This window comes from Rhodoferax sp. MLSD5-FHT05B10, from assembly GCF_058793415.1.
The window spans coordinates 42,204-59,009 of record NZ_JBXAFT010000004.1 but is presented as its reverse complement, the minus strand read 5'-3'; the positions used below and the strand labels follow the sequence as shown (position 1 = coordinate 59,009).

The 16,806-nt window shown below is 66.7% G+C and carries 18 protein-coding genes; 8 read left to right on the top strand and 10 right to left on the bottom strand.

Going from position 1 to position 16,806, the window contains the following annotated elements; genetic code table 11:
• Window positions 1–164 precede the first annotated feature (164 nt).
• Window positions 165–740, bottom strand: a complete 576-nt coding sequence (locus AC1Q5W_RS07495; protein WP_492644142.1) for a TlpA family protein disulfide reductase — start codon at window positions 738–740, stop codon at window positions 165–167.
• Window positions 737–1,330, bottom strand: coding sequence for a hypothetical protein (locus AC1Q5W_RS07490; protein WP_492644143.1), 594 nt, complete (start codon window positions 1,328–1,330; stop codon window positions 737–739). Before AC1Q5W_RS07490 ends, AC1Q5W_RS07495 begins: the two co-directional genes overlap by 4 nt.
• Before the next feature lie 142 nt (window positions 1,331–1,472).
• On the opposite strand from AC1Q5W_RS07490, the gene mpl reads away from it, so the two are divergent.
• Window positions 1,473–2,987, top strand: coding sequence for a UDP-N-acetylmuramate:L-alanyl-gamma-D-glutamyl-meso-diaminopimelate ligase (gene mpl / locus AC1Q5W_RS07485; RefSeq protein WP_492644144.1), 1,515 nt, complete (start codon window positions 1,473–1,475; stop codon window positions 2,985–2,987).
• A gap of 48 nt (window positions 2,988–3,035) precedes the next feature.
• Here mpl and AC1Q5W_RS07480 read toward each other — a convergent pair whose 3' ends face one another.
• The gene (locus AC1Q5W_RS07480) at window positions 3,036–4,163 is read right to left on the bottom strand and encodes an ABC transporter substrate-binding protein (protein WP_492644145.1); all 1,128 of its coding nucleotides are present in this window, start codon (window positions 4,161–4,163) and stop codon (window positions 3,036–3,038) included.
• Between the two features lie 124 nt (window positions 4,164–4,287).
• On the opposite strand from AC1Q5W_RS07480, the gene AC1Q5W_RS07475 reads away from it, so the two are divergent.
• From AC1Q5W_RS07475 to AC1Q5W_RS07450, 6 genes are all read left to right on the top strand, one after another.
• Window positions 4,288–4,749, top strand: a complete 462-nt coding sequence (locus tag AC1Q5W_RS07475; protein ID WP_492704127.1) for a hypothetical protein — start codon at window positions 4,288–4,290, stop codon at window positions 4,747–4,749.
• A 118-nt stretch (window positions 4,750–4,867) separates the two neighbouring features.
• Window positions 4,868–5,497: a TetR/AcrR family transcriptional regulator gene (locus AC1Q5W_RS07470; RefSeq protein WP_492644147.1), complete on the top strand. Its 630-nt coding sequence runs from the start codon at window positions 4,868–4,870 to the stop codon at window positions 5,495–5,497.
• Entirely contained in the window at window positions 5,494–6,711 is a 1,218-nt protein-coding gene (locus tag AC1Q5W_RS07465) for an efflux RND transporter periplasmic adaptor subunit (protein ID WP_492644148.1), read from the top strand. Before AC1Q5W_RS07470 ends, AC1Q5W_RS07465 begins: the two co-directional genes overlap by 4 nt.
• Window positions 6,708–7,907: an ABC transporter permease gene (locus tag AC1Q5W_RS07460; RefSeq protein ID WP_492644149.1), complete on the top strand. Its 1,200-nt coding sequence runs from the start codon at window positions 6,708–6,710 to the stop codon at window positions 7,905–7,907. Before AC1Q5W_RS07465 ends, AC1Q5W_RS07460 begins: the two co-directional genes overlap by 4 nt.
• 8 nt (window positions 7,908–7,915) lie before the next feature.
• Window positions 7,916–8,641: an ABC transporter ATP-binding protein gene (locus AC1Q5W_RS07455; protein WP_492644150.1), complete on the top strand. Its 726-nt coding sequence runs from the start codon at window positions 7,916–7,918 to the stop codon at window positions 8,639–8,641.
• Between the two features lie 119 nt (window positions 8,642–8,760).
• A complete protein-coding gene (locus AC1Q5W_RS07450; protein WP_492644151.1) occupies window positions 8,761–8,904 on the top strand; it encodes a DUF3149 domain-containing protein in 144 nt (47 codons plus the stop codon).
• A gap of 40 nt (window positions 8,905–8,944) precedes the next feature.
• Here the strand turns inward: AC1Q5W_RS07450 and AC1Q5W_RS07445 are convergent, their stop codons facing one another.
• The 5 genes from AC1Q5W_RS07445 to AC1Q5W_RS07425 form a co-directional block, all read right to left on the bottom strand.
• Entirely contained in the window at window positions 8,945–11,179 is a 2,235-nt protein-coding gene (locus AC1Q5W_RS07445) for a TonB-dependent receptor plug domain-containing protein (protein ID WP_492644152.1), read from the bottom strand.
• A gap of 165 nt (window positions 11,180–11,344) precedes the next feature.
• On the bottom strand, window positions 11,345–11,725 hold the full coding sequence (locus AC1Q5W_RS07440; protein ID WP_492644153.1) for a DUF2946 family protein: 381 nt from the start codon (window positions 11,723–11,725) through the stop codon (window positions 11,345–11,347).
• Between the two features lie 117 nt (window positions 11,726–11,842).
• A complete protein-coding gene (locus AC1Q5W_RS07435; protein ID WP_492644154.1) occupies window positions 11,843–12,223 on the bottom strand; it encodes a rhodanese-like domain-containing protein in 381 nt (126 codons plus the stop codon).
• A 72-nt stretch (window positions 12,224–12,295) separates the two neighbouring features.
• Window positions 12,296–12,910 (bottom strand): class I SAM-dependent methyltransferase, encoded by a 615-nt coding sequence (locus AC1Q5W_RS07430; RefSeq protein WP_492644155.1) that lies wholly within the window; start codon window positions 12,908–12,910, stop codon window positions 12,296–12,298.
• A gap of 2 nt (window positions 12,911–12,912) precedes the next feature.
• Entirely contained in the window at window positions 12,913–13,380 is a 468-nt protein-coding gene (locus AC1Q5W_RS07425; protein WP_492644156.1) for a PaaI family thioesterase, read from the bottom strand.
• A 139-nt stretch (window positions 13,381–13,519) separates the two neighbouring features.
• On the opposite strand from AC1Q5W_RS07425, the gene AC1Q5W_RS07420 reads away from it, so the two are divergent.
• A complete protein-coding gene (locus tag AC1Q5W_RS07420; RefSeq protein WP_492644157.1) occupies window positions 13,520–13,996 on the top strand; it encodes a hypothetical protein in 477 nt (158 codons plus the stop codon).
• Here AC1Q5W_RS07420 and AC1Q5W_RS07415 read toward each other — a convergent pair.
• Together AC1Q5W_RS07415 and tldD are read right to left on the bottom strand one after the other, a co-directional pair.
• Window positions 13,993–15,126 carry a 3-deoxy-7-phosphoheptulonate synthase gene (locus AC1Q5W_RS07415; protein ID WP_492644158.1) on the bottom strand — a complete coding sequence of 378 codons (1,134 nt, stop codon included), beginning with the start codon at window positions 15,124–15,126 and terminating at the stop codon, window positions 13,993–13,995. The two genes, AC1Q5W_RS07420 and AC1Q5W_RS07415, sit on opposite strands and share 4 nt — an antisense overlap.
• 204 nt (window positions 15,127–15,330) lie before the next feature.
• On the bottom strand, window positions 15,331–16,791 hold the full coding sequence (gene tldD / locus AC1Q5W_RS07410) for a metalloprotease TldD (RefSeq protein ID WP_492644159.1): 1,461 nt from the start codon (window positions 16,789–16,791) through the stop codon (window positions 15,331–15,333).
• Between the last annotated feature and the right edge of the window lie 15 nt (window positions 16,792–16,806).

Sequence of the window (16,806 nt, the reverse complement as noted above, 5' to 3'; positions counted from 1 at the left end):
TCCAACTGCCGTCATTTAGTAAGGGGCGAATTTACAGCAAAAATCAGCCATTTGACGGCAAAACAATTTATTTGCAAACAAAGTTCCTGCAATTTTCGAAAAAACCGCCAGGAAATGTTCGCCAGACAGGCCGCGAACGCCGCCACCGGGGCGAAGGCCGGACCCTATTTTAAACGAAGCCAGGCGTCCAGGTCCGCGGCATTCAGGCGCCCCATCTTGCGCTGCAGCACCAGCCCTTCGCTCCCCAGCACCAACGAAAACGGTAAGCCGCCGGCCAGATTGCCCAGGCTACGGCTCAGATCCGCGCCCGGCATACCGGCCATGGCAATGGGGAAGTCCAGGGGCATTTTTTGCAGGAACGCCTGCACGGGAGCCAGCTTGTCTACCGCCAATCCCAGCACTTGCCAGCCACTCGCCTTGTTTTGGCGATAGAAGTCGTTAATTAACGGAAGTTCCTCGACGCAGGGTGGGCACCAGGTAGCCCAGAAGTTCACGAGCAGGGGGCGCCCCCGAAACGACTGCATGGACACACGCCCGCCCTGAGGCGTGTCCCACTGCGACGACCAGAACCCGTCCACCGGCGGGCTGGCGGGCGGCGCATCCGGCGTTTGGGTCCGGCGCCAGGCCAACCCCGCCCCGGCGAGGGCGGCAGAGACGGCAACGGCGCCCAGCAGCAGGCGGCGGGAAGAAGCATGCCCACGATCGGGCACGTCAGGGGTTTGGGTTTGGGGAGCGTTCATGGCCCGCCATCATGCAGCAAACGGCGCACGGCCGCCACATCCCCGCGCGGACGGCGACCCCGCGCATCCGCCGCCAGGGCGCCCCGCAGGTCATCGTAGTCATGCACCAGCAGGTGCAGACCCACATGCTCGCCCAGCTCGGCACTGAACACATGCACGCTCAGGGCATCGACCGGCTTGCCCTGCAGGCCGCTCACCGTCCGGGGCTCAAAGCGCACGCCCATGTCAATCAGGCCGATCTCGGCCGATTTGGGGTCATCACAGAACAACAGCAGGTAAATATCCGACCGGCGGGTGGCCGTACCGTGCCAGACCGCACCGCCCAGGTGGGGGCGAAACCGCGCCAGACGCTCCATCCAGTCCAGCGCCAGCAGGCGCAAAGCCCGCAATTCCTGCGGTTGGGTGTCGGCGCAGAACACGGCGATGTACTCCTCCACCGCCGCCTCCACCTGCTCGTTGTCCGGCAGGGCCGCGCGCGGCGACAGCCCCAAGTGCTTGACCGCCCGGCGCTTGGCGGCGCCGTACTCCAGCCCCTCCTCGACCACCATGCGCGCCGCAACCGCCGCAATTTCCGCCTTCAATGCATCCATGACGGAATTGTGCACCGGGCGCACCCGCCAGTCCCGTGGCCTGCCAGCGCGGCCCGGATGCTATGTTTTCAATAGCTGTTTGCGCAATCCGTGTGCGGCCTGGCGGGCGAAAACACCTGTATTCCAGCTTTAGAATAGGGCCATGCACATACACATTCTTGGCATTTGCGGCACGTTCATGGGTGGCTTGGCGGCACTGGCCCGCGAGGCGGGTCACCGCGTCACCGGTTGCGATGCCGGCGTCTACCCCCCCATGAGCGACCAGCTGCGCGCGCTGGGCATTGAGCTGATTGAAGGCTTCGGCGCCGACCAGATGGCGCTGCAGCCCGACATGTTCGTCATCGGCAATGTGGTGAGCCGCGCGCGTCTGGCCGACGGCACGCCCAAATTTCCGCTGATGGAAGCCATCCTGGACGCCGGCACCCCCTACACCAGCGGCCCGCAGTGGCTGGCCGAGCACGTGCTGCAGGGCCGCCACGTGCTGGCAGTGGCCGGGACCCACGGCAAGACCACCACCACGGCCATGCTGGCCTGGATACTGGAATGCGCCGGCCTGCAGCCGGGCTTTCTGGTGGGCGGCGTACCCCTTAACTTTGGTGTCTCCGCGCGCCTCGGCGGTTTGGCTGGGCGTGGGGCGGCGGCGGGGGCTGCGCAGGTAAAGGAGGAGCCCGCAACGCGGGCGGGGGACACGGAGCAGAGCCCCCTGCCGCCCCACGCCCAGCCAGACCGCCCCCTCTTCGTGATCGAAGCCGACGAGTACGACACCGCCTTTTTCGACAAGCGCAGCAAGTTCGTGCACTACCGCCCGCGCACCGCCATCCTCAACAACCTGGAATTCGACCACGCCGACATCTTCGACAACCTGGCGGCCATTGAGCGCCAGTTCCACCACCTGGTGCGCACCGTGCCGGCGTCCGGACGCATCGTGGTCAACGGCCTGGAAGAAAGCCTGACCCGGGTGCTGCACCAGGGCTGCTGGAGCGCGGTACGCAGCTTTGGCGCAGCCGACAGCGACTTCACGGCCCAGGGCGAACCCGACGCGTTTGATGTGCTGCACCGGGGCCAGACCGTGGCGCGCGTGCAGTGGAGCCTGGGTGGCGTGCACAACCAGCTCAATGCGCTGGCCGCCATTGCGGCGGCCGAGCACGTGGGCGTGGCTCCCGACGTGGCCGCACAAGCGCTGGGTCGCTTCGAGAACGTCAAGCGCCGCATGGAAGTGCGCGCCAGCATTGCCTGGCAGGGCGCTACCCTGCCTGGCGAGCACGCCGCGCCCGTCACCATCTACGACGACTTTGCCCACCACCCCACTGCCATCCACACCACGGTCAACGGCCTGCGCCGCCAGGTGGGCACGGCGCGCATCCTGGCGGTGTTCGAGCCGCGCAGCAACACCATGAAACTGGGGGCCATGAAGTCCCAGCTGCCCTGGAGCCTGGAAGAAGCGGACCTGGCCTTTTGCCACGCCGGCGGCCTGGACTGGGATGCGCGCGAAGCGCTAGCCAGCATGGGCGCACGGGCGCAGGTGGCCGACAGCGTGGACGCCCTGGTGGCCCTGGTGGCCGCCCAGGCGCGCCCCGGTGACCACATCCTGTGCATGAGCAATGGCGGCTTTGGCGGCGTGCACCAGAAACTCGCGCAAGCGCTACAAAAAAAATAGCAATCTACGCAATAAATACGGGGCACAAACCCGTTTTTTTGACCCAAATTACCGGACGAAACGGCCGTTGTTGGAGACCACCGTCAGTTCCACGAACTGCGATCCCTGGTGCTCGGTCCGGTTGAAGTTGACCACGAAGCCTCCCAGATCGAGCTTGCCCAGGCCGTCCAGCGCGTCGGCCAGGCGTTCACGCGTGACATCCTGCTTGACGGTGCGCAGCGCCTCCACCAGAACCTTGGCGTTGACGAAGCCTTCCATGCTGGCGTAGGAGAAGTTCTTCCGCCCCGCCGCTTCCATTGCCTTCTGGTACTCCCGCACGATGGGCGACATGCCCGAGAACGGATACGGCATGACCTGGGACACCACCACTCCGGTGCCGTCCTTGCCCAGCGCCTGTACCGCGGCCTGGGACGCCAGGACCGACAGCGCAAAGTACTGCATACCGCGGGCCTTCTTGTTGTAGGCCTTGATAAAGTCGCTAGACGGCTTGCCCGCCGTGACCAGCAGGATGGACTGCAGATCGGCCTTCTGCATCACCTCCACCACCCGGTCCAGATCGGACGAATCGTTGGCCAGGCTGCTGACGGCCGTCAGCCCCAGCTTGTATTTCTCGGCGGCCAGCTGCGCGCCCGCCAACCCCTCCTTGCCAAACGCATTGGCCTGGTACACCACCCCCAACCGGGTCACGCCGCGGGCGGCCAGGTGCCCGACAATCTTGTCCGCCTCGGTCGCATAGCTTGCGCGGATGTTGAAAATCATGTGGTTCAGCGGCTTGCGCACTACCTGGCCGCCGGTATAGGGCCCCACGCTGGGGATGCCGGCCTCGCTCACCACCGGAATCAGGGCCGTGTTGGCCGGCGTGCCCATCATGCCCAGCAGCGCCACGGCGTTCTCCCGCTGGATCAGTTGCCGTGCGTTTTCCACCGCCTTGTCGGCGTTGTAGGCGTCGTCCAGCACCACGAAGCGGATCTTGCGGCCGTTCACGCCGCCCTTGGCGTTGACCGTCTCGAAGTACGCCTTGGCGCCCCAGGACGTTTCGGTCCCGATCTCGGCCAGGATGCCGCTGAGGTCCGTCGACTGGCCGACAACGATGTCACTGCTCTGCGCCGCGGCGCCCAACGCCAGGCACAGGCCCCATGCCAGTACCGACAAGGGGCGCAGAAATACGTTCAACATAGTGTTCCTTGGTTGCGTGAATGACCCTGAAGTCGCGCCAACTACCTGCGCCGGCCCGCCGGGGGCTGCGCCCGGCCTGCCCATAATGGGAACCGGAAACCGGGGGTATCTGGCCGGGCGCAGTATGCGCACCGGTTCTGCCACCAACCTGACAAATGAAACCGAGATGAACTGGCTGCAAAAAAATCCGCGCTCCATCCGCAGCGCCAGCGGGCTGGAATGGACGCTGTGGCGCAAACTGCCCCTGATTGCCCTGCTGGGCACGGCCCTGCCCGTGCTGGCCCTGCTGGCGCTGCATATCTGGGCCGACCCGCAGGCCAGTGCCAGCGAGGCGCGCTGGCTGCAGATGGCGGACTTCATTGTCGGAGCCGTGGTCGTTTTCCACTGGACCATGGTGCTGACCGTGGCCATTGGCTGCGTGATCGTGATGATCATGAAAGGCCCCGGCTACATGGCCGACAGCTACCCGGTGTCGCACAGCGACCAGCCGCGCCCGCAGCCCGAAACCGCCGAAGAAGCCGCCCGCAACCGCGCGCCGGGAGCGCAGTCCGCAGCGGCCGGCACTCCACCAGACCACCCACACTAGGCCCTTGCGGCGCAACCAGGCAGCCATTCGCAGCCGTCTGGCCGTCTTTTCACGAGAAAAAAACCCCACGGGGTATAAAGGTCTACAATCAAAGTAATTATTCAATTACTTCCAGATTGTGATCCCTCTCTCCAAACGCCCCAAGCAGGCCACCGCCGTGCGCCAGGCCAGCCTGGTGGAAGCCGCCCTGCAACTGGCCGCCCTGCGCAGCCCGGCCGACATCACCACCGCCGATCTGGCGCAGGCCGTGGGCATCACCCAGGGCGCCGTGTTCCGGCACTTTGCCAGCAAGGAAGCGATCTGGCTGGCGGTGCTGGACTGGACCGCCGACACCCTGATCGCCCGGCTGCAAGCCGCTGCCCAGGCCTGCCCCGCGCCCACCGACCCGCTGGCCGCCCTGCAGGCCGTCTTCACCGCCCACGTGGACTTTGTGGTGGCCTACCCCGGCGTGCCCCGGGTCATTTTCCAGGAGCTGCAACACGCGCAGGACACTGCGCTGAAGTCCCGCGTGCGCAGCCTGATGCAGCAGTACCGCACCCTCGTGCTGGGCCTGCTGCAACGCGCCCAGGTGCAGCGCCTGCTGGCGCCGGGCACCGACCTGCAGGCCGCCGCCGTGCTGCTCCTGGGCTCGGTCCAGGGCTTGCTGATGCAGGCCCTGATCAGCGGCCAGGTCGAGGGCATGGTCCCGCAGGCCCGCGGTGTTTTTGCCATCTATCTGCGCGGATTGCGCGCCAAGGAAACCCCATGACACACAAGCCCCTGATCCTGCGCCGCCTGGCCCTGGGCACCCTGGCGCTGGCCCTGGCCGGCGCCCTGGCCTTTGTCGCTCTGCGCACCGGCCCGCTGGCGCCGGTCCGCGTGACCGTCACCACCGTGCAGGAAGGGCGCCTGCGCCCCGCCCTCTTTGGCATCGGCACCGTGGAAGCCCGGCGCAGCTGGATGGTCGGCCCCACGGCGGCTGGGCGCGTGCTGGCCGTCAAGGTGGATGTGGGCGACACGGTAAAAGCCGGCCAGGTGCTGGCCGAGATGGACCCGGTGGACCTGGACCAGCGCCTCACGGCCCTCAACGCCGGGCTGGCCCGGGCCGGCAGCGCACAGGCCGCCGCGCAGGCGCAGGTGAACGATGCCATGGCGCGGCGGGAACTGGCCACCCTCAACGCCCGGCGCAACCAGGATCTGGCGGCGCAGAACTTCATCAGCGCCGGCGCGCTGGAAAGCCGCCTGCAGGAAAAAACCTCTGCCGACGCGGCACTGCAGGCCGCGCAGGCCAACCTCAGCGGCGCCACCCAGGACATCGCCCGCCAGCAGGCCGAGCGCGCCGCCCTGCAGCAGCAGCGCAACAACGTGCGCCTGCTGGCGCCAGCCGACGGTGTGGTCACCAGCCGCGACGCCGAGGCCGGCACTACGGTGGTGGCCGGCCAGCCGGTGCTGCGCCTGATCGACCCGGGCAGCCTGTGGGTGAAGCTGCGGGTGGACCAGGGCCGCTCCGACGGGCTGGCGCCCGGACTGGACGCCAGCATCGTGCTGCGCTCGCGGCCCCACGCCCCCGTGGCCGGCCAGGTGGCCCGGGTGGAGCTGCTGGCCGATGCCGTGACCGAAGAGCGCATTGCCCAGGTCGCGTTCCATCCGCCGGCGGCATCCGGCGCACCGGTGGCCTCCGTTGGGGAAATGGCCGAAGTCACCCTGCAACTGCCCGAAACCCCGGCGGCCCTGCTGCTGCCCAATGCCAGTGTCCAGCGCCAGCGGGGCCAGACGGGCGTGTGGCGGCTGGACGACAGTACCCCCGTATTCGTCCCTGTGCGGCTGGGCGCCAGCAGCCTGGGCGGCCAGGTGCAGGTACTCGACGGCCTGAAGGCCGGTGACACCGTCGTGGTCTTCAGCCAGAAGGCCCTTGCGGCCGGCGCCCGCGTGCGGGTGGTGCCGGCACTGGTGCCTGCGGGCACGCAAGGCGCGGCGCCATGATCAGCCTGGCCAGACGTGACATCCTGCACAGCGGGAGCAAGTTTGTGCTCACGGGCCTGGGCCTGGGCCTGCTGATCGGCGTGACGCTGACCATGGCCGGCGTCTACCGCGGTATGGTGGACGACGCCCACGCCCTGCTCAACAACAGCGGCGCCGACCTGTGGGTGGTACAGAAGGATACCCAGGGACCGTACGCCGAAGCTTCCAGCCTGAAGGACGACGTGGTGCACAGCCTGCGCGGCCTGCCGGGCGTGGCGCAGGCCGCCAACGTGACCTACCTCACCATGCAGGTGCAGGACCGGGACCAGGGCGGCGGCGACACGCGTGCCATGGTGGTGGGCGTGGAGAGCGGCCAGCCGGGCGAACCGGGTTACCTGGTCGCGGGCCGCCAGCTCACGCGCAGCCACTACGAAGCCGTGGCCGACATCAAGACCGGGTTTGCGCTGGGCACGCACATCCGCATCCGCCGCCACGACTACACCGTGGTGGGGCTGACGCAGCGCATGGTGTCCTCGGGTGGCGATCCCATGGTGTTCATCCCGCTCAAGGACGCGCAGGAAGCGCAGTTCCTGAAGGACAACGACGCCATCGTGAACGACCGCATCCGCACGGCCGGCAATCCGGCCTTCAACCGCCCCGGCGTACCCGGCCTGCTCGATGCCGTGCAGGGCCTGCAGACCAGCAGCCACAACGTCAACGCCGTGCTGGTGCAACTGGCACCCGGCTTTGACGCCGAGCAGGTGGCCGAGCCGATTCGCCGCTGGAAGCACCTGCAGGTGTTCACGCGCGCGGGCATGGAAGAGATTCTGGTGGCCAAGCTGATCGCCACCTCGGCCAAGCAGATCGGCATGTTCCTGGCCATCCTGGCGGTGGTGAGCGCGGCCATCGTGGCGTTCATCATCTACACCATGACGCTGGGCAAGATCCGCGAGATCGCGGTGCTCAAGCTCATCGGCACCCGCAACACCACCATTGCCGGCATGATCCTGCAGCAGGCGCTGGGCCTGGGGCTGATCGGCTTTGTGGTGGGCAAGCTGGCGGCCACCCTCTGGGCGCCGGTGTTTCCCAAGTTCGTGCTGCTGCTCACGCAGGACGCGCTGACCGGGCTGCTGGCCACCCTGCTGATCTGCGCGCTGGCCAGCACGCTGGCCATCCGCGCCGCCCTGCGGATCGACCCCGCCACCGCCATCGGATGACACGCGCCATGGACACCCTCTCCCACGCCGCCCCGGGCGGCATCCTGATCGAAGGCCTGCGCAAGGTCTACGGCCAGGGCGATACTGCCGTCGAGGCGCTCAAGAACGTGACCATGCAGGTCCACCCGGGCGAGGTGGTCGGGCTGGTCGGCCCCTCGGGGTCGGGCAAAAGCACCCTGCTCAAATGCCTGGGAGCCATCATCGAGCCGACGTCGGGCCGCATGACGCTGGGCCAGGACGTGATCTACGACGACGGCTGGACCGTACGCGACCTGCGTGCGCTGCGGCGCGACCGCATCGGCTTCGTGTTCCAGGCGCCCTACCTCATTCCGTTTCTGGATGTGACCGACAACGTGGCCCTGCTGCCCATGCTGGCAGGGGTGCCCAACGCCCAGGCCCGCGCCCGCGCGCTGGAGCTGCTCACCGCGCTGGATGTGCAGCACCGCGCCCGAGCCCAGCCGTCGCAGCTCTCGGGCGGCGAACAACAGCGCGTGTCGATTGCCCGCGCCCTGGCCAACCGCCCACCCGTCATCCTGGCCGATGAGCCCACCGCCCCGCTGGACAGCGAACGCGCCCTGGGCGTGGTGCGCATCCTCAACCAGATGGCCCAGCAGGCGCAGACCGCCATCATCGTGGTGACGCACGACGAGAAGATCATTCCCACCTTCAAGCGGATTTACCACATCCGCGACGGCCACACCTACGAAGAGGCGGGCGAGGGGCGCAGCCTGTAAAGGACCATGGCGCAGGCCCTGCGGCACGGGCGGATGGGCTGCCGTTTCATGATCTACATCAAGCATTTCGGGGCCGCCATCGCCCATACTGGCCGCACGACTTTCCAGGAGTGTGACCCATGAAATTGCTGACCGACCTCTTTTCCACCGACTACGGCCTGATGAGCATCAGCGGCATCGTCTTCATGCTGGGCATGGCGGTGTTCTTTGTGCGCCTGTTCAAGCGCAAGATGCGCGAGGACGCGGCCAAGGCAGGCGTCTAACGGTGCAGTGACTTGGGTGTAGCCACTGCACGCGCGGCGGTCAGAACATCACGGTCACACCCACGTAGATCGAGCGGCCCATGCCCGCAACGGGGGTTCCGTAGGGAACCGCCGTTCCCATGGTGCTGCCCTGGCCCACATAGGCCCCGCCCAAGGGGTCGTTGTAGAGCCGGTCCAGGACATTCTCCACCCCCATCTCCAGGCGGGCCTGCTTCCACGCGTAGCTGCTGCGCAGGTGCAGCAGACCGTAGCCCGCCGTTTCCATTTCGTTGCGCACCTTCGAGGTGGCGGTCTTGGCACTGACCAGTTGTACCTCGGCGGTGTGGGTCCATTTCGCCACCTGCTGCACCAGCGCCAGCTTCGCGTTCAACGGCATGGTGTTGTACAGGTTGTCTCCGGTCACCTCGTTCTTGCCGTTGACGTAGCTCAGCACACCGGTGAACGTGAAGCTGCCGTAATCGCCGGTCTTTGCCAGAGGCAGGTAACCGGACACATCCACGCCATACAGGCGCGCGCTCTGGTTGACAAACTGCAGATAGACAAACCCCGTGGTGGCCGTCTGGTTGGCGGCATTGCAGTTCGTGTTGGCCGAGGCGCAGCGGCGGGCATCGATGTAATCCTGCACGTAGGTCAGATAGGGCGTGACCTTCAGCCCCCATTGCGTCTGGGCGGCATCATGCCAGTCCATCGTGGCGCTGACAGTGTGCGCCACTTCGGGCTTGAGATCCAGGTTGCCCACGTAGCCATTGCCATCGCCCGCCCAGTTGACCATCCGCATGGCCATGCCGCCGGTGGACCAGGCAAACCGCTCATACAGGTTGGGTGAACGGGTTTTCTGGGCATAGCCAAACTCGTAGGTCTGGCTGCGGTCCGGCGTGTGGCGCGCCAGGGCGGTCCAGTCGAGGTTGCGGTCCGTGCGCTGGCGGTCGCGGGCATTGAAGGCCGTGGACTCGGCCAGATATTGCGCCCCAGTGGTGTTGTACCCCTGCACCGCACCGGCATTGGTCTGCACCGTGGCCGCGCGCGCACCCAGCTGGGTCACCCATTGCGGGGTCCAGCGCGCCTCCCATTGCGAGAACACATCCAGCCGGTCGCGCTGCCCGTCATTGATGTTCAGGAACGTGTTGGGCGCCATGCCACCACCGGACGGCGCCCACCAGTCGTTGAGGCGGTAGCGCTGGTACTCGCCGCCCACGGTGAGCAGATCGCGCCCGGAGAGTTCGAGGTCGGCCTTGACCACGGCGCCGGTGTTTCTTCCCTCGGTGTCCATGGGCATGCCCGGCACGTTGGCCAGGGCGCCGTACCAGAACTGCTTGTCATCGCCAAAGTTCATCTTGTGGCGCGTGTGCTCGTCGTACACGCGGGCTTCCAGCACGCCCCACTGGTACTGGCCCTTGTAGCGCAGGTTGATCTGCTCGCTGGTGTTGCTGGTCATGTCCATGCGCTGGTTCGGGAAACCCTGGTAGGGAATGTTTTGTGCACCCAGCTTCAACTCCAGCAGGTGGTTGTCATTGCGCAGCGCCATTCCCAGCGCATGGTTCTGCGACTGGTAGCGCGACGACCCCACCTCGTTGGCCGCCAGCGTGGTCGTCCCCCGTGGGGTTCCCGTCACCGTGGCCGCGGGCTTGAAGTCGCCGCCGGCCTTGTAGTTCCCCGCTTCCACGGTGGCGCCGCTGTAGGTGACGCTCAGGGTTTCCGTGGCCGCCGTGGCCGACAGGTTGAGACCCTTGACGTTGCCATTGCTGCGGTAGAACGTGGCGGCCTGCCCCTTGCGCAAGGCACCTTGCCCCGCCTCGGCAAACTCCGGCTCGGGTGAATTGACGCGGATGGTGCCGCCCAGGCTGTCCCCACCGGCGCTGACGGGCGCAATGCCGCTGTACACCTGGATGCTGCCCACCTGGGAGGGGTCGATGTACGACAGCGGTGGGTTCATGTGGTTGGCGCAGGCAGAAACCAGGTTCATGCCATCGACCTGGATGCGCAGACGGTCGTCGGCCAGCCCGTGCAGGGCCGGCAAGCTGGAGACGCCGCCGGCGCCGTACCGGCTCAACCCGGGAACGTCGCCCAGCAGCGATGCGGCGTCCTGCGCCGGACGCTGCATGCCGGGCGCGGCCATGTTGAGATCGGTGCCCCCCAGCGGGGCCAGCGGGCGGGCGCCGGTGATGGTCACCGTGTCCAGCGTGGACACGGATTCCGGCGGGGATGAGGGGGCGGTTTGGGCCGCCAGTGTGCCGCAGGTCAATGCAGCGGCAGCGGCCAACAGGTTCAATTTCATAGGTCGTCAGGCGAATAGGAGCGGACAAATGCCAGGCCGTGAAGGCGCGTGGCGCGGACAGCCTCACCCGGTGCGGGGAGGAGCGGGCTTTGGACAAAACAGCGCATGGCGGGCCAGCCCGTGGGGCGACCCGCAGACGCCCCTGCGGGGGCGGTTCAACTCAGATCAGAGGATGGACGGCGGGCCGTGGCTGAACGGCAGCCCCACCACGGTGGTCGCCCAATTCGCCGGGACGTCCACCAAAGCCACGTGCGGGCCGGGACAACTGGGAATGACACTGAAGGGCAACTGCGGCAGCGGCAGCCAAGCCGTGCAACACAAATCGCAGTGCATGCTCGCATGCTGTGCGGCGCCCTGCACAGGATCGGCATGGCGCTCTGCACTCGCACTGGCAGTGCAGACGCCGCCCAACAGGCCGGTACGCGCCTCTTCGGCCAGCATGGAAACCGGTGCCCACAAGGCCGACACCACGGCCAACACCCCCAGGCAGGCCACCCACCGCGACCACGCCGGCAGGGGGATACGGGAGAGAGGCCAACGGGTCATGCAGTGATTGTAAAAATGCCGCCGCACTCAAGCACCGCCAAATGGCGATAGCTTGCGGAGAATCATAAATCCGGCCGGACGCGCCCGTGGGCGGCAACCGGCCAGGCGGGCGAGCGCCTACTCGAACGACGGCGCGTCGGGTTGGGCCACCGGCTTGCCCGCGGCCACCCAGGCGTCAAAACCGCCGGCGAGGGACTGCACATTGAGGTAACCCATGTCGTGCAGGGCGGCGGCGGCCAGTGCGGCGCGGCCACTGGTCTTGCAGTACAGCACGATCTTCAGGTCCCGAGACTGCAGGGCCGGGTTGGCGCTGAACTTGAACTCCAGCATGCCCCGCGAAATGTGCACCGCACCGGCCAGGTGGCCGGCGGCATATTCGTCGGCTTCGCGCACATCTACCAGCACGTCCGCATCGCGGATGGCTTGTTCGGCCTGGGCCAGGGCAACTTCCTGCACGCGGGTCTTGGCGGCAGCAACGAGGTCGTGGGCGGTCTTCATGGTTTCTCCTGAATATGAGCTATCAAAATCATAGCTGCCTGCGCAGCAAATTCGGGCATCAGAGCCCCATTCCTACCCCAAACGCTGCCCCACCCAACGCGTCACGTGGGCCAGCCCCTGGTGGCCCGGGCCTTCCGAGAGGGTGGTCTCGCCGTGCCACACCAGCACGGGGGCCAGCAAACCAGCAAAGTCGGCGTCCAGCTGTTCGGGCGTGTACAGCATATCGGGATCTTTGGGGCCACCGCTGGCATGGGCCAGCTGCGCCGGGTGAAACGCTTCCAGGATCAACCAGCCACCGGGTCGCAAGCCCTGCGCCAGACGGCGGTGGGCACTCTGGCGGATGGCACCGGGCAAGTGGGTGTAGACCAGCACCACGGCATCCAGGCTGGCGGCCTGCGGCGCCCAGTCGGTCAGGTCGCCCCACTCGGTCGCCAGCGCCACGCCCCGGCTGGCCGCCAGCGCACGGGCTTTTTGGAGGCCCACCTGCGAAGCATCCACCGCGGTGACGGCATGCCCCTGTTCGGCCAGCCAGACGCCGTTGCGGCCTTCGCCGTCGCCGGGCACCAGCACGCGGCTCCCCGGCGGCAGGCGCGCTGCCTGCTCGCGCAGGAAGGCGTTGGGTTCGGTGCCGTACTTGTAGCCGGGCTCGGCAAAGCGCTCGTCCCAGACGTTCGGGGGGGTCGCCATGCTCAGGTCCCGCCGCCAAAGCTGGCCGGCATCTGCACGGCCACGACCTCGCCACGGGCGGTGGCCACGCCATCGACCAGCACCGTGGTTTCCACGATGACCTTGCGGCCCTTGATTTCCTTGACGCGGCCGCGGATTTCAATCGCACCGCTCAGGGGCGTCGGTTTGAGAAAGTCCACGTGCAGCGAGCCCGTGACGAAGCGAAACGGCGGCAACGTGTCCATGGCGCGCCCCTCGGACCGGTACATGGCGGCGGCGGCGGTGCCGGTGCTGTGGCAGTCGATCAGCGAGGCGATGAGGCCGCCATAGGCAAAGCCGGGAACCGAGGTGTGGTACGGCTCGGGCTTGAAGCGGGTGACCGTTTCCTCCCCCTCCCAATAGGTCTTGATCTGGTGGCCGTGGGCATTGAGCTGGCCGCAGCCATAGCAGTGCGCCACGTTTTCGGGGTAATACTCTTGAAACGCTTTCATGGATTCTCCGGAAGAATGCAAAGTACATGCGGGGCCGGCGGCTGCTGACCAGCCCGCCCCATTGTCAGCTTACGCAGGGCCCCATTTGCTACCATTGAGATGGATCAATCTGCGCCGCCTCCTGCACCCCATTGCTGCCATGCCCATCCCCAAAATCAGTACCGACGAGGTGAAAGTCACCCAGTTTGCCCCGCATGGCCGGGTGGATATTGCCATGGAGGGCGACGTGCTGCAGTACACCTGCACCGGTCCCTTCAACAAGGAACTGGTCGACTGCATGGCCGTTACGCAGGCCGCCATGCTGCGCTCCCTGGAACGCACGGGCCCCTGGGCCAGCATCGCCACCTTTGTGGGCAGCGCCATGTGTCCGCCGGACGGCATCCAGCGCTACACAGAGCTAATCCAGACCCAACTGCCCCCCGAGCAGAAGCCGGTTGCGACCGCCTTTGTCGTCGGCCCCGAGATAGAAGGCGGGCGGATCATGGAATCCTACTTCACGGAGATCTTTGCCTCGATCGGGCGGCCCTTCGCCGTCTTTTCCACCATGGCCGAGGCGCGCGACTGGGTCCAGCCGCTGCTGGACGCCAACCGCGCGCCGCGCGAACCCAAACCCTAGCGGGCGCGGCGGGCCTTCACGGCCGCGGACAGCACGTCCAGCGCCTGGAGGGAGTCGTCCCAGCCCAGGCAGGCATCGGTGATGCTCTTGCCGTATTCCAGCTGGGCCGCATCGTCCTTGCCCGGAGTGAACTTCTGGGCCCCGGCGTGTAGGTGGCTTTCCACCATCACGCCAAAGATGTGGCGGGAGCCACCGGCAATCTGGCCGGCAATGTCACGGGCCACATCCAGCTGCTTTTCGTGCTGCTTGCTGCTGTTGGCGTGGCTGCAATCGACCATCAGGGTCGCCGGCAACTTGGCCTTCTCCAGGTCCTTGCAGGCAACCGCCACACTGGCCGCGTCGTAGTTGGGCGCCTTGCCACCGCGCAGGATGACGTGGCAGTCCGGGTTGCCCTTGGTCTGCACGATCGCCACCTGGCCGTTCTTGTGCACGGACAGGAAATGGTGGCCACCGGCCGCCGCCTGGATGGCGTCGGTGGCGATCTTGATGTTGCCATCAGTGCCGTTCTTGAAGCCGATGGGCGCCGACAGACCCGAGGCCAGTTCGCGGTGCACCTGGCTTTCGGTGGTGCGCGCGCCGATGGCGCCCCAGGCAATCAGGTCGCCCAGGTACTGCGGGGAGATCACGTCCAGAAACTCGCTGCCGGCGGGCAGGCCCAGGCGGTTGATCTCGATGAGCAACTGGCGCGCCATGCGCAGGCCCTCGTCGATGCGGAAGCTCTCGTCCAGGTAGGGGTCGTTGATGAGGCCCTTCCAGCCCACGGTGGTGCGCGGCTTCTCGAAATACACGCGCATCACGATTTCCAGCGTGTCCTTGTACTTCTCGCGCTGCGCCTTCAGGCGGCGGGCATAGTCCAGGGCGGCAGCCGGGTCATGGATGGAACACGGGCCGATGATCACCAGCAGGCGGTCATCCTTGCCGGCCATGATCTTGTGGATGTGGCGGCGGGTGTCGGTGATCAGTGTTTCCACGGCGGTGCCGCGGATGGGGAAGAAGCGGATCAGGTGCTCGGGAGGTGGCAACACGGTGATGTCCTTGATGCGTTCGTCGTCGGTCTGGCTGGTGCGGTCAGCGGGGCGGGCGGCCGGCGGGGTCCATGCGTCCGAAGTGGCTGAGGCTTTTGCAGTCATGCTGGAGGCTCCTAAGTCAAAAAGTGAACTAAAAAAGCAAAAAAAACCGCCGGGGGTGCCGGCGGTTCTTGGAAGGTCAGGACGTTTTTTTCAGGTACGTTCAGAACTCTCTACCGCCAACAGCGCTTGAGAACCAAAAGTAGCCAAAGAAAAAACGGACCGCATTCATGGGTATCAATGTAGCACAGTCCGAAAACGGCTGCCTTACGCCGTGCCGCCCACGGTCAGGCCATCGATGCGCAGCGTGGGCTGCCCCACACCCACCGGCACGCTCTGGCCTTCCTTGCCGCAGGTCCCCACGCCGCTGTCCAGGCGCATGTCGTTGCCGATCATGGAGACGTGCTTGAGGCACTCCGGCCCGCTGCCCACCAGGGTGGCGCCCTTGACCGGGTACTGGATCTTGCCGTTCTCCACCCAGTAGGCCTCGCTGGCAGAGAACACGAACTTGCCGGAGGTGATGTCCACCTGGCCGCCACCGAAGTTGGTGGCGTACAGGCCCTTCTTGATGCTGGCCACGATTTCCTGCGGGTCCTTGTCGCCACCGAGCATGTAGGTGTTGGTCATGCGCGGCATGGGAATGTGGGCGTAGCTTTCGCGCCGGCCATTGCCGGTGGGCGCCACGCCCATCAGGCGCGCGTTCATGGCGTCCTGGATGTAGCCCTTGAGGATGCCGTCCTCGATCAGCACGTTGCGCTGGCTGGTGTTGCCCTCGTCGTCCACGTTGAGCGAGCCGCGGCGGTCTGCGATGGTGCCGTCGTCCAGCACGGTGACACCCTTGGCCGCCACGCGCTGGCCGATGCGCCCGCTGAAGGCGCTGGAGCCCTTGCGGTTGAAGTCGCCCTCCAGCCCGTGGCCGATGGCTTCGTGCAGCAGGATGCCGGGCCAGCCCGGCCCGAGCACCACGGTCATTTCGCCGGCCGGCGCCGGTCGCGCGTCCAGGTTGGTGAGCGCCGCATGCACGGCTTCGTCCACGTATTTCGCAATTTGCGCGTCGTCGAAATAGGCCAGGCCAAAGCGCCCGCCGCCGCCGGCAGAACCCACCTCGCGGCGGCCCTTGTGCTCGGCGATCACCGTCACCGACAGGCGCACCAGCGGACGCACATCGGCAGCCAGCGTGCCGTCGGCACGGGCCACCAGCACCACGTCGTATTCGCTGGCCAGGCCGGCCATGACCTGGGCCACGCGCGGGTCCTTGGCCCGCGCCAGGCGCTCCACCTTGCCCAGCAAGGCCACTTTGGTGGTGCTGTCCAGGGTGGCAATCGGGTCCAGCCCGGCGTACAGCGACCGCGCTTTTGCTATCTTTTTGGAAGCTGCCCGCGCGCGCCCTGCCTGGGCTGCACCGGCAATGGTACGCACGGTGCGGGCCGCGTCGAGCAGCGAGGCCTCGGAGATGTCGTCGGAGTAGGCAAACGCGGTTTTCTCGCCGCTCACCGCCCGCACGCCCACGCCCTGGTCGATGGAAAACGACCCGGTTTTGACAATGCCTTCTTCCAGGCTCCAGCCTTCGGAGCGGGTGTACTGGAAGTACAGGTCGGCTTCGTCAACCCGGTGCGCCTTGATCTCAGCCAGCGCGCGCGCCAGGTGGGTTTCGTTCAGGCCAAAAGGCGTCAGCAGCAGGCTCTGGGCAATGGCCAGGCGCTCGATGGTGGGTTCGCGTGCAATCATGCGCCGATTCTAGGC

Excerpts from the sequence above, each read along its gene's own strand:
- AC1Q5W_RS07495 (WP_492644142.1), bottom strand. The coding sequence starts at position 740 with ATGAACGCTCCCCAAACCCAAACCCCTGACGTGCCCGATCGTGGGCAT.
- AC1Q5W_RS07490 (WP_492644143.1), bottom strand. The coding sequence starts at position 1,330 with ATGGATGCATTGAAGGCGGAAATTGCGGCGGTTGCGGCGCGCATGGTG.
- mpl (WP_492644144.1), top strand. The coding sequence starts at position 1,473 with ATGCACATACACATTCTTGGCATTTGCGGCACGTTCATGGGTGGCTTG.
- AC1Q5W_RS07480 (WP_492644145.1), bottom strand. The coding sequence starts at position 4,163 with ATGTTGAACGTATTTCTGCGCCCCTTGTCGGTACTGGCATGGGGCCTG.
- AC1Q5W_RS07475 (WP_492704127.1), top strand. The coding sequence starts at position 4,288 with ATGCGCACCGGTTCTGCCACCAACCTGACAAATGAAACCGAGATGAAC.
- AC1Q5W_RS07465 (WP_492644148.1), top strand. The coding sequence starts at position 5,494 with ATGACACACAAGCCCCTGATCCTGCGCCGCCTGGCCCTGGGCACCCTG.
- AC1Q5W_RS07460 (WP_492644149.1), top strand. The coding sequence starts at position 6,708 with ATGATCAGCCTGGCCAGACGTGACATCCTGCACAGCGGGAGCAAGTTT.
- AC1Q5W_RS07455 (WP_492644150.1), top strand. The coding sequence starts at position 7,916 with ATGGACACCCTCTCCCACGCCGCCCCGGGCGGCATCCTGATCGAAGGC.
- AC1Q5W_RS07450 (WP_492644151.1), top strand. The coding sequence starts at position 8,761 with ATGAAATTGCTGACCGACCTCTTTTCCACCGACTACGGCCTGATGAGC.
- AC1Q5W_RS07445 (WP_492644152.1), bottom strand. The coding sequence starts at position 11,179 with ATGAAATTGAACCTGTTGGCCGCTGCCGCTGCATTGACCTGCGGCACA.
- AC1Q5W_RS07440 (WP_492644153.1), bottom strand. The coding sequence starts at position 11,725 with ATGACCCGTTGGCCTCTCTCCCGTATCCCCCTGCCGGCGTGGTCGCGG.
- AC1Q5W_RS07435 (WP_492644154.1), bottom strand. The coding sequence starts at position 12,223 with ATGAAGACCGCCCACGACCTCGTTGCTGCCGCCAAGACCCGCGTGCAG.
- AC1Q5W_RS07430 (WP_492644155.1), bottom strand. The coding sequence starts at position 12,910 with ATGGCGACCCCCCCGAACGTCTGGGACGAGCGCTTTGCCGAGCCCGGC.
- AC1Q5W_RS07425 (WP_492644156.1), bottom strand. The coding sequence starts at position 13,380 with ATGAAAGCGTTTCAAGAGTATTACCCCGAAAACGTGGCGCACTGCTAT.
- AC1Q5W_RS07420 (WP_492644157.1), top strand. The coding sequence starts at position 13,520 with ATGCCCATCCCCAAAATCAGTACCGACGAGGTGAAAGTCACCCAGTTT.
- AC1Q5W_RS07415 (WP_492644158.1), bottom strand. The coding sequence starts at position 15,126 with ATGACTGCAAAAGCCTCAGCCACTTCGGACGCATGGACCCCGCCGGCC.
- tldD (WP_492644159.1), bottom strand. The coding sequence starts at position 16,791 with ATGATTGCACGCGAACCCACCATCGAGCGCCTGGCCATTGCCCAGAGC.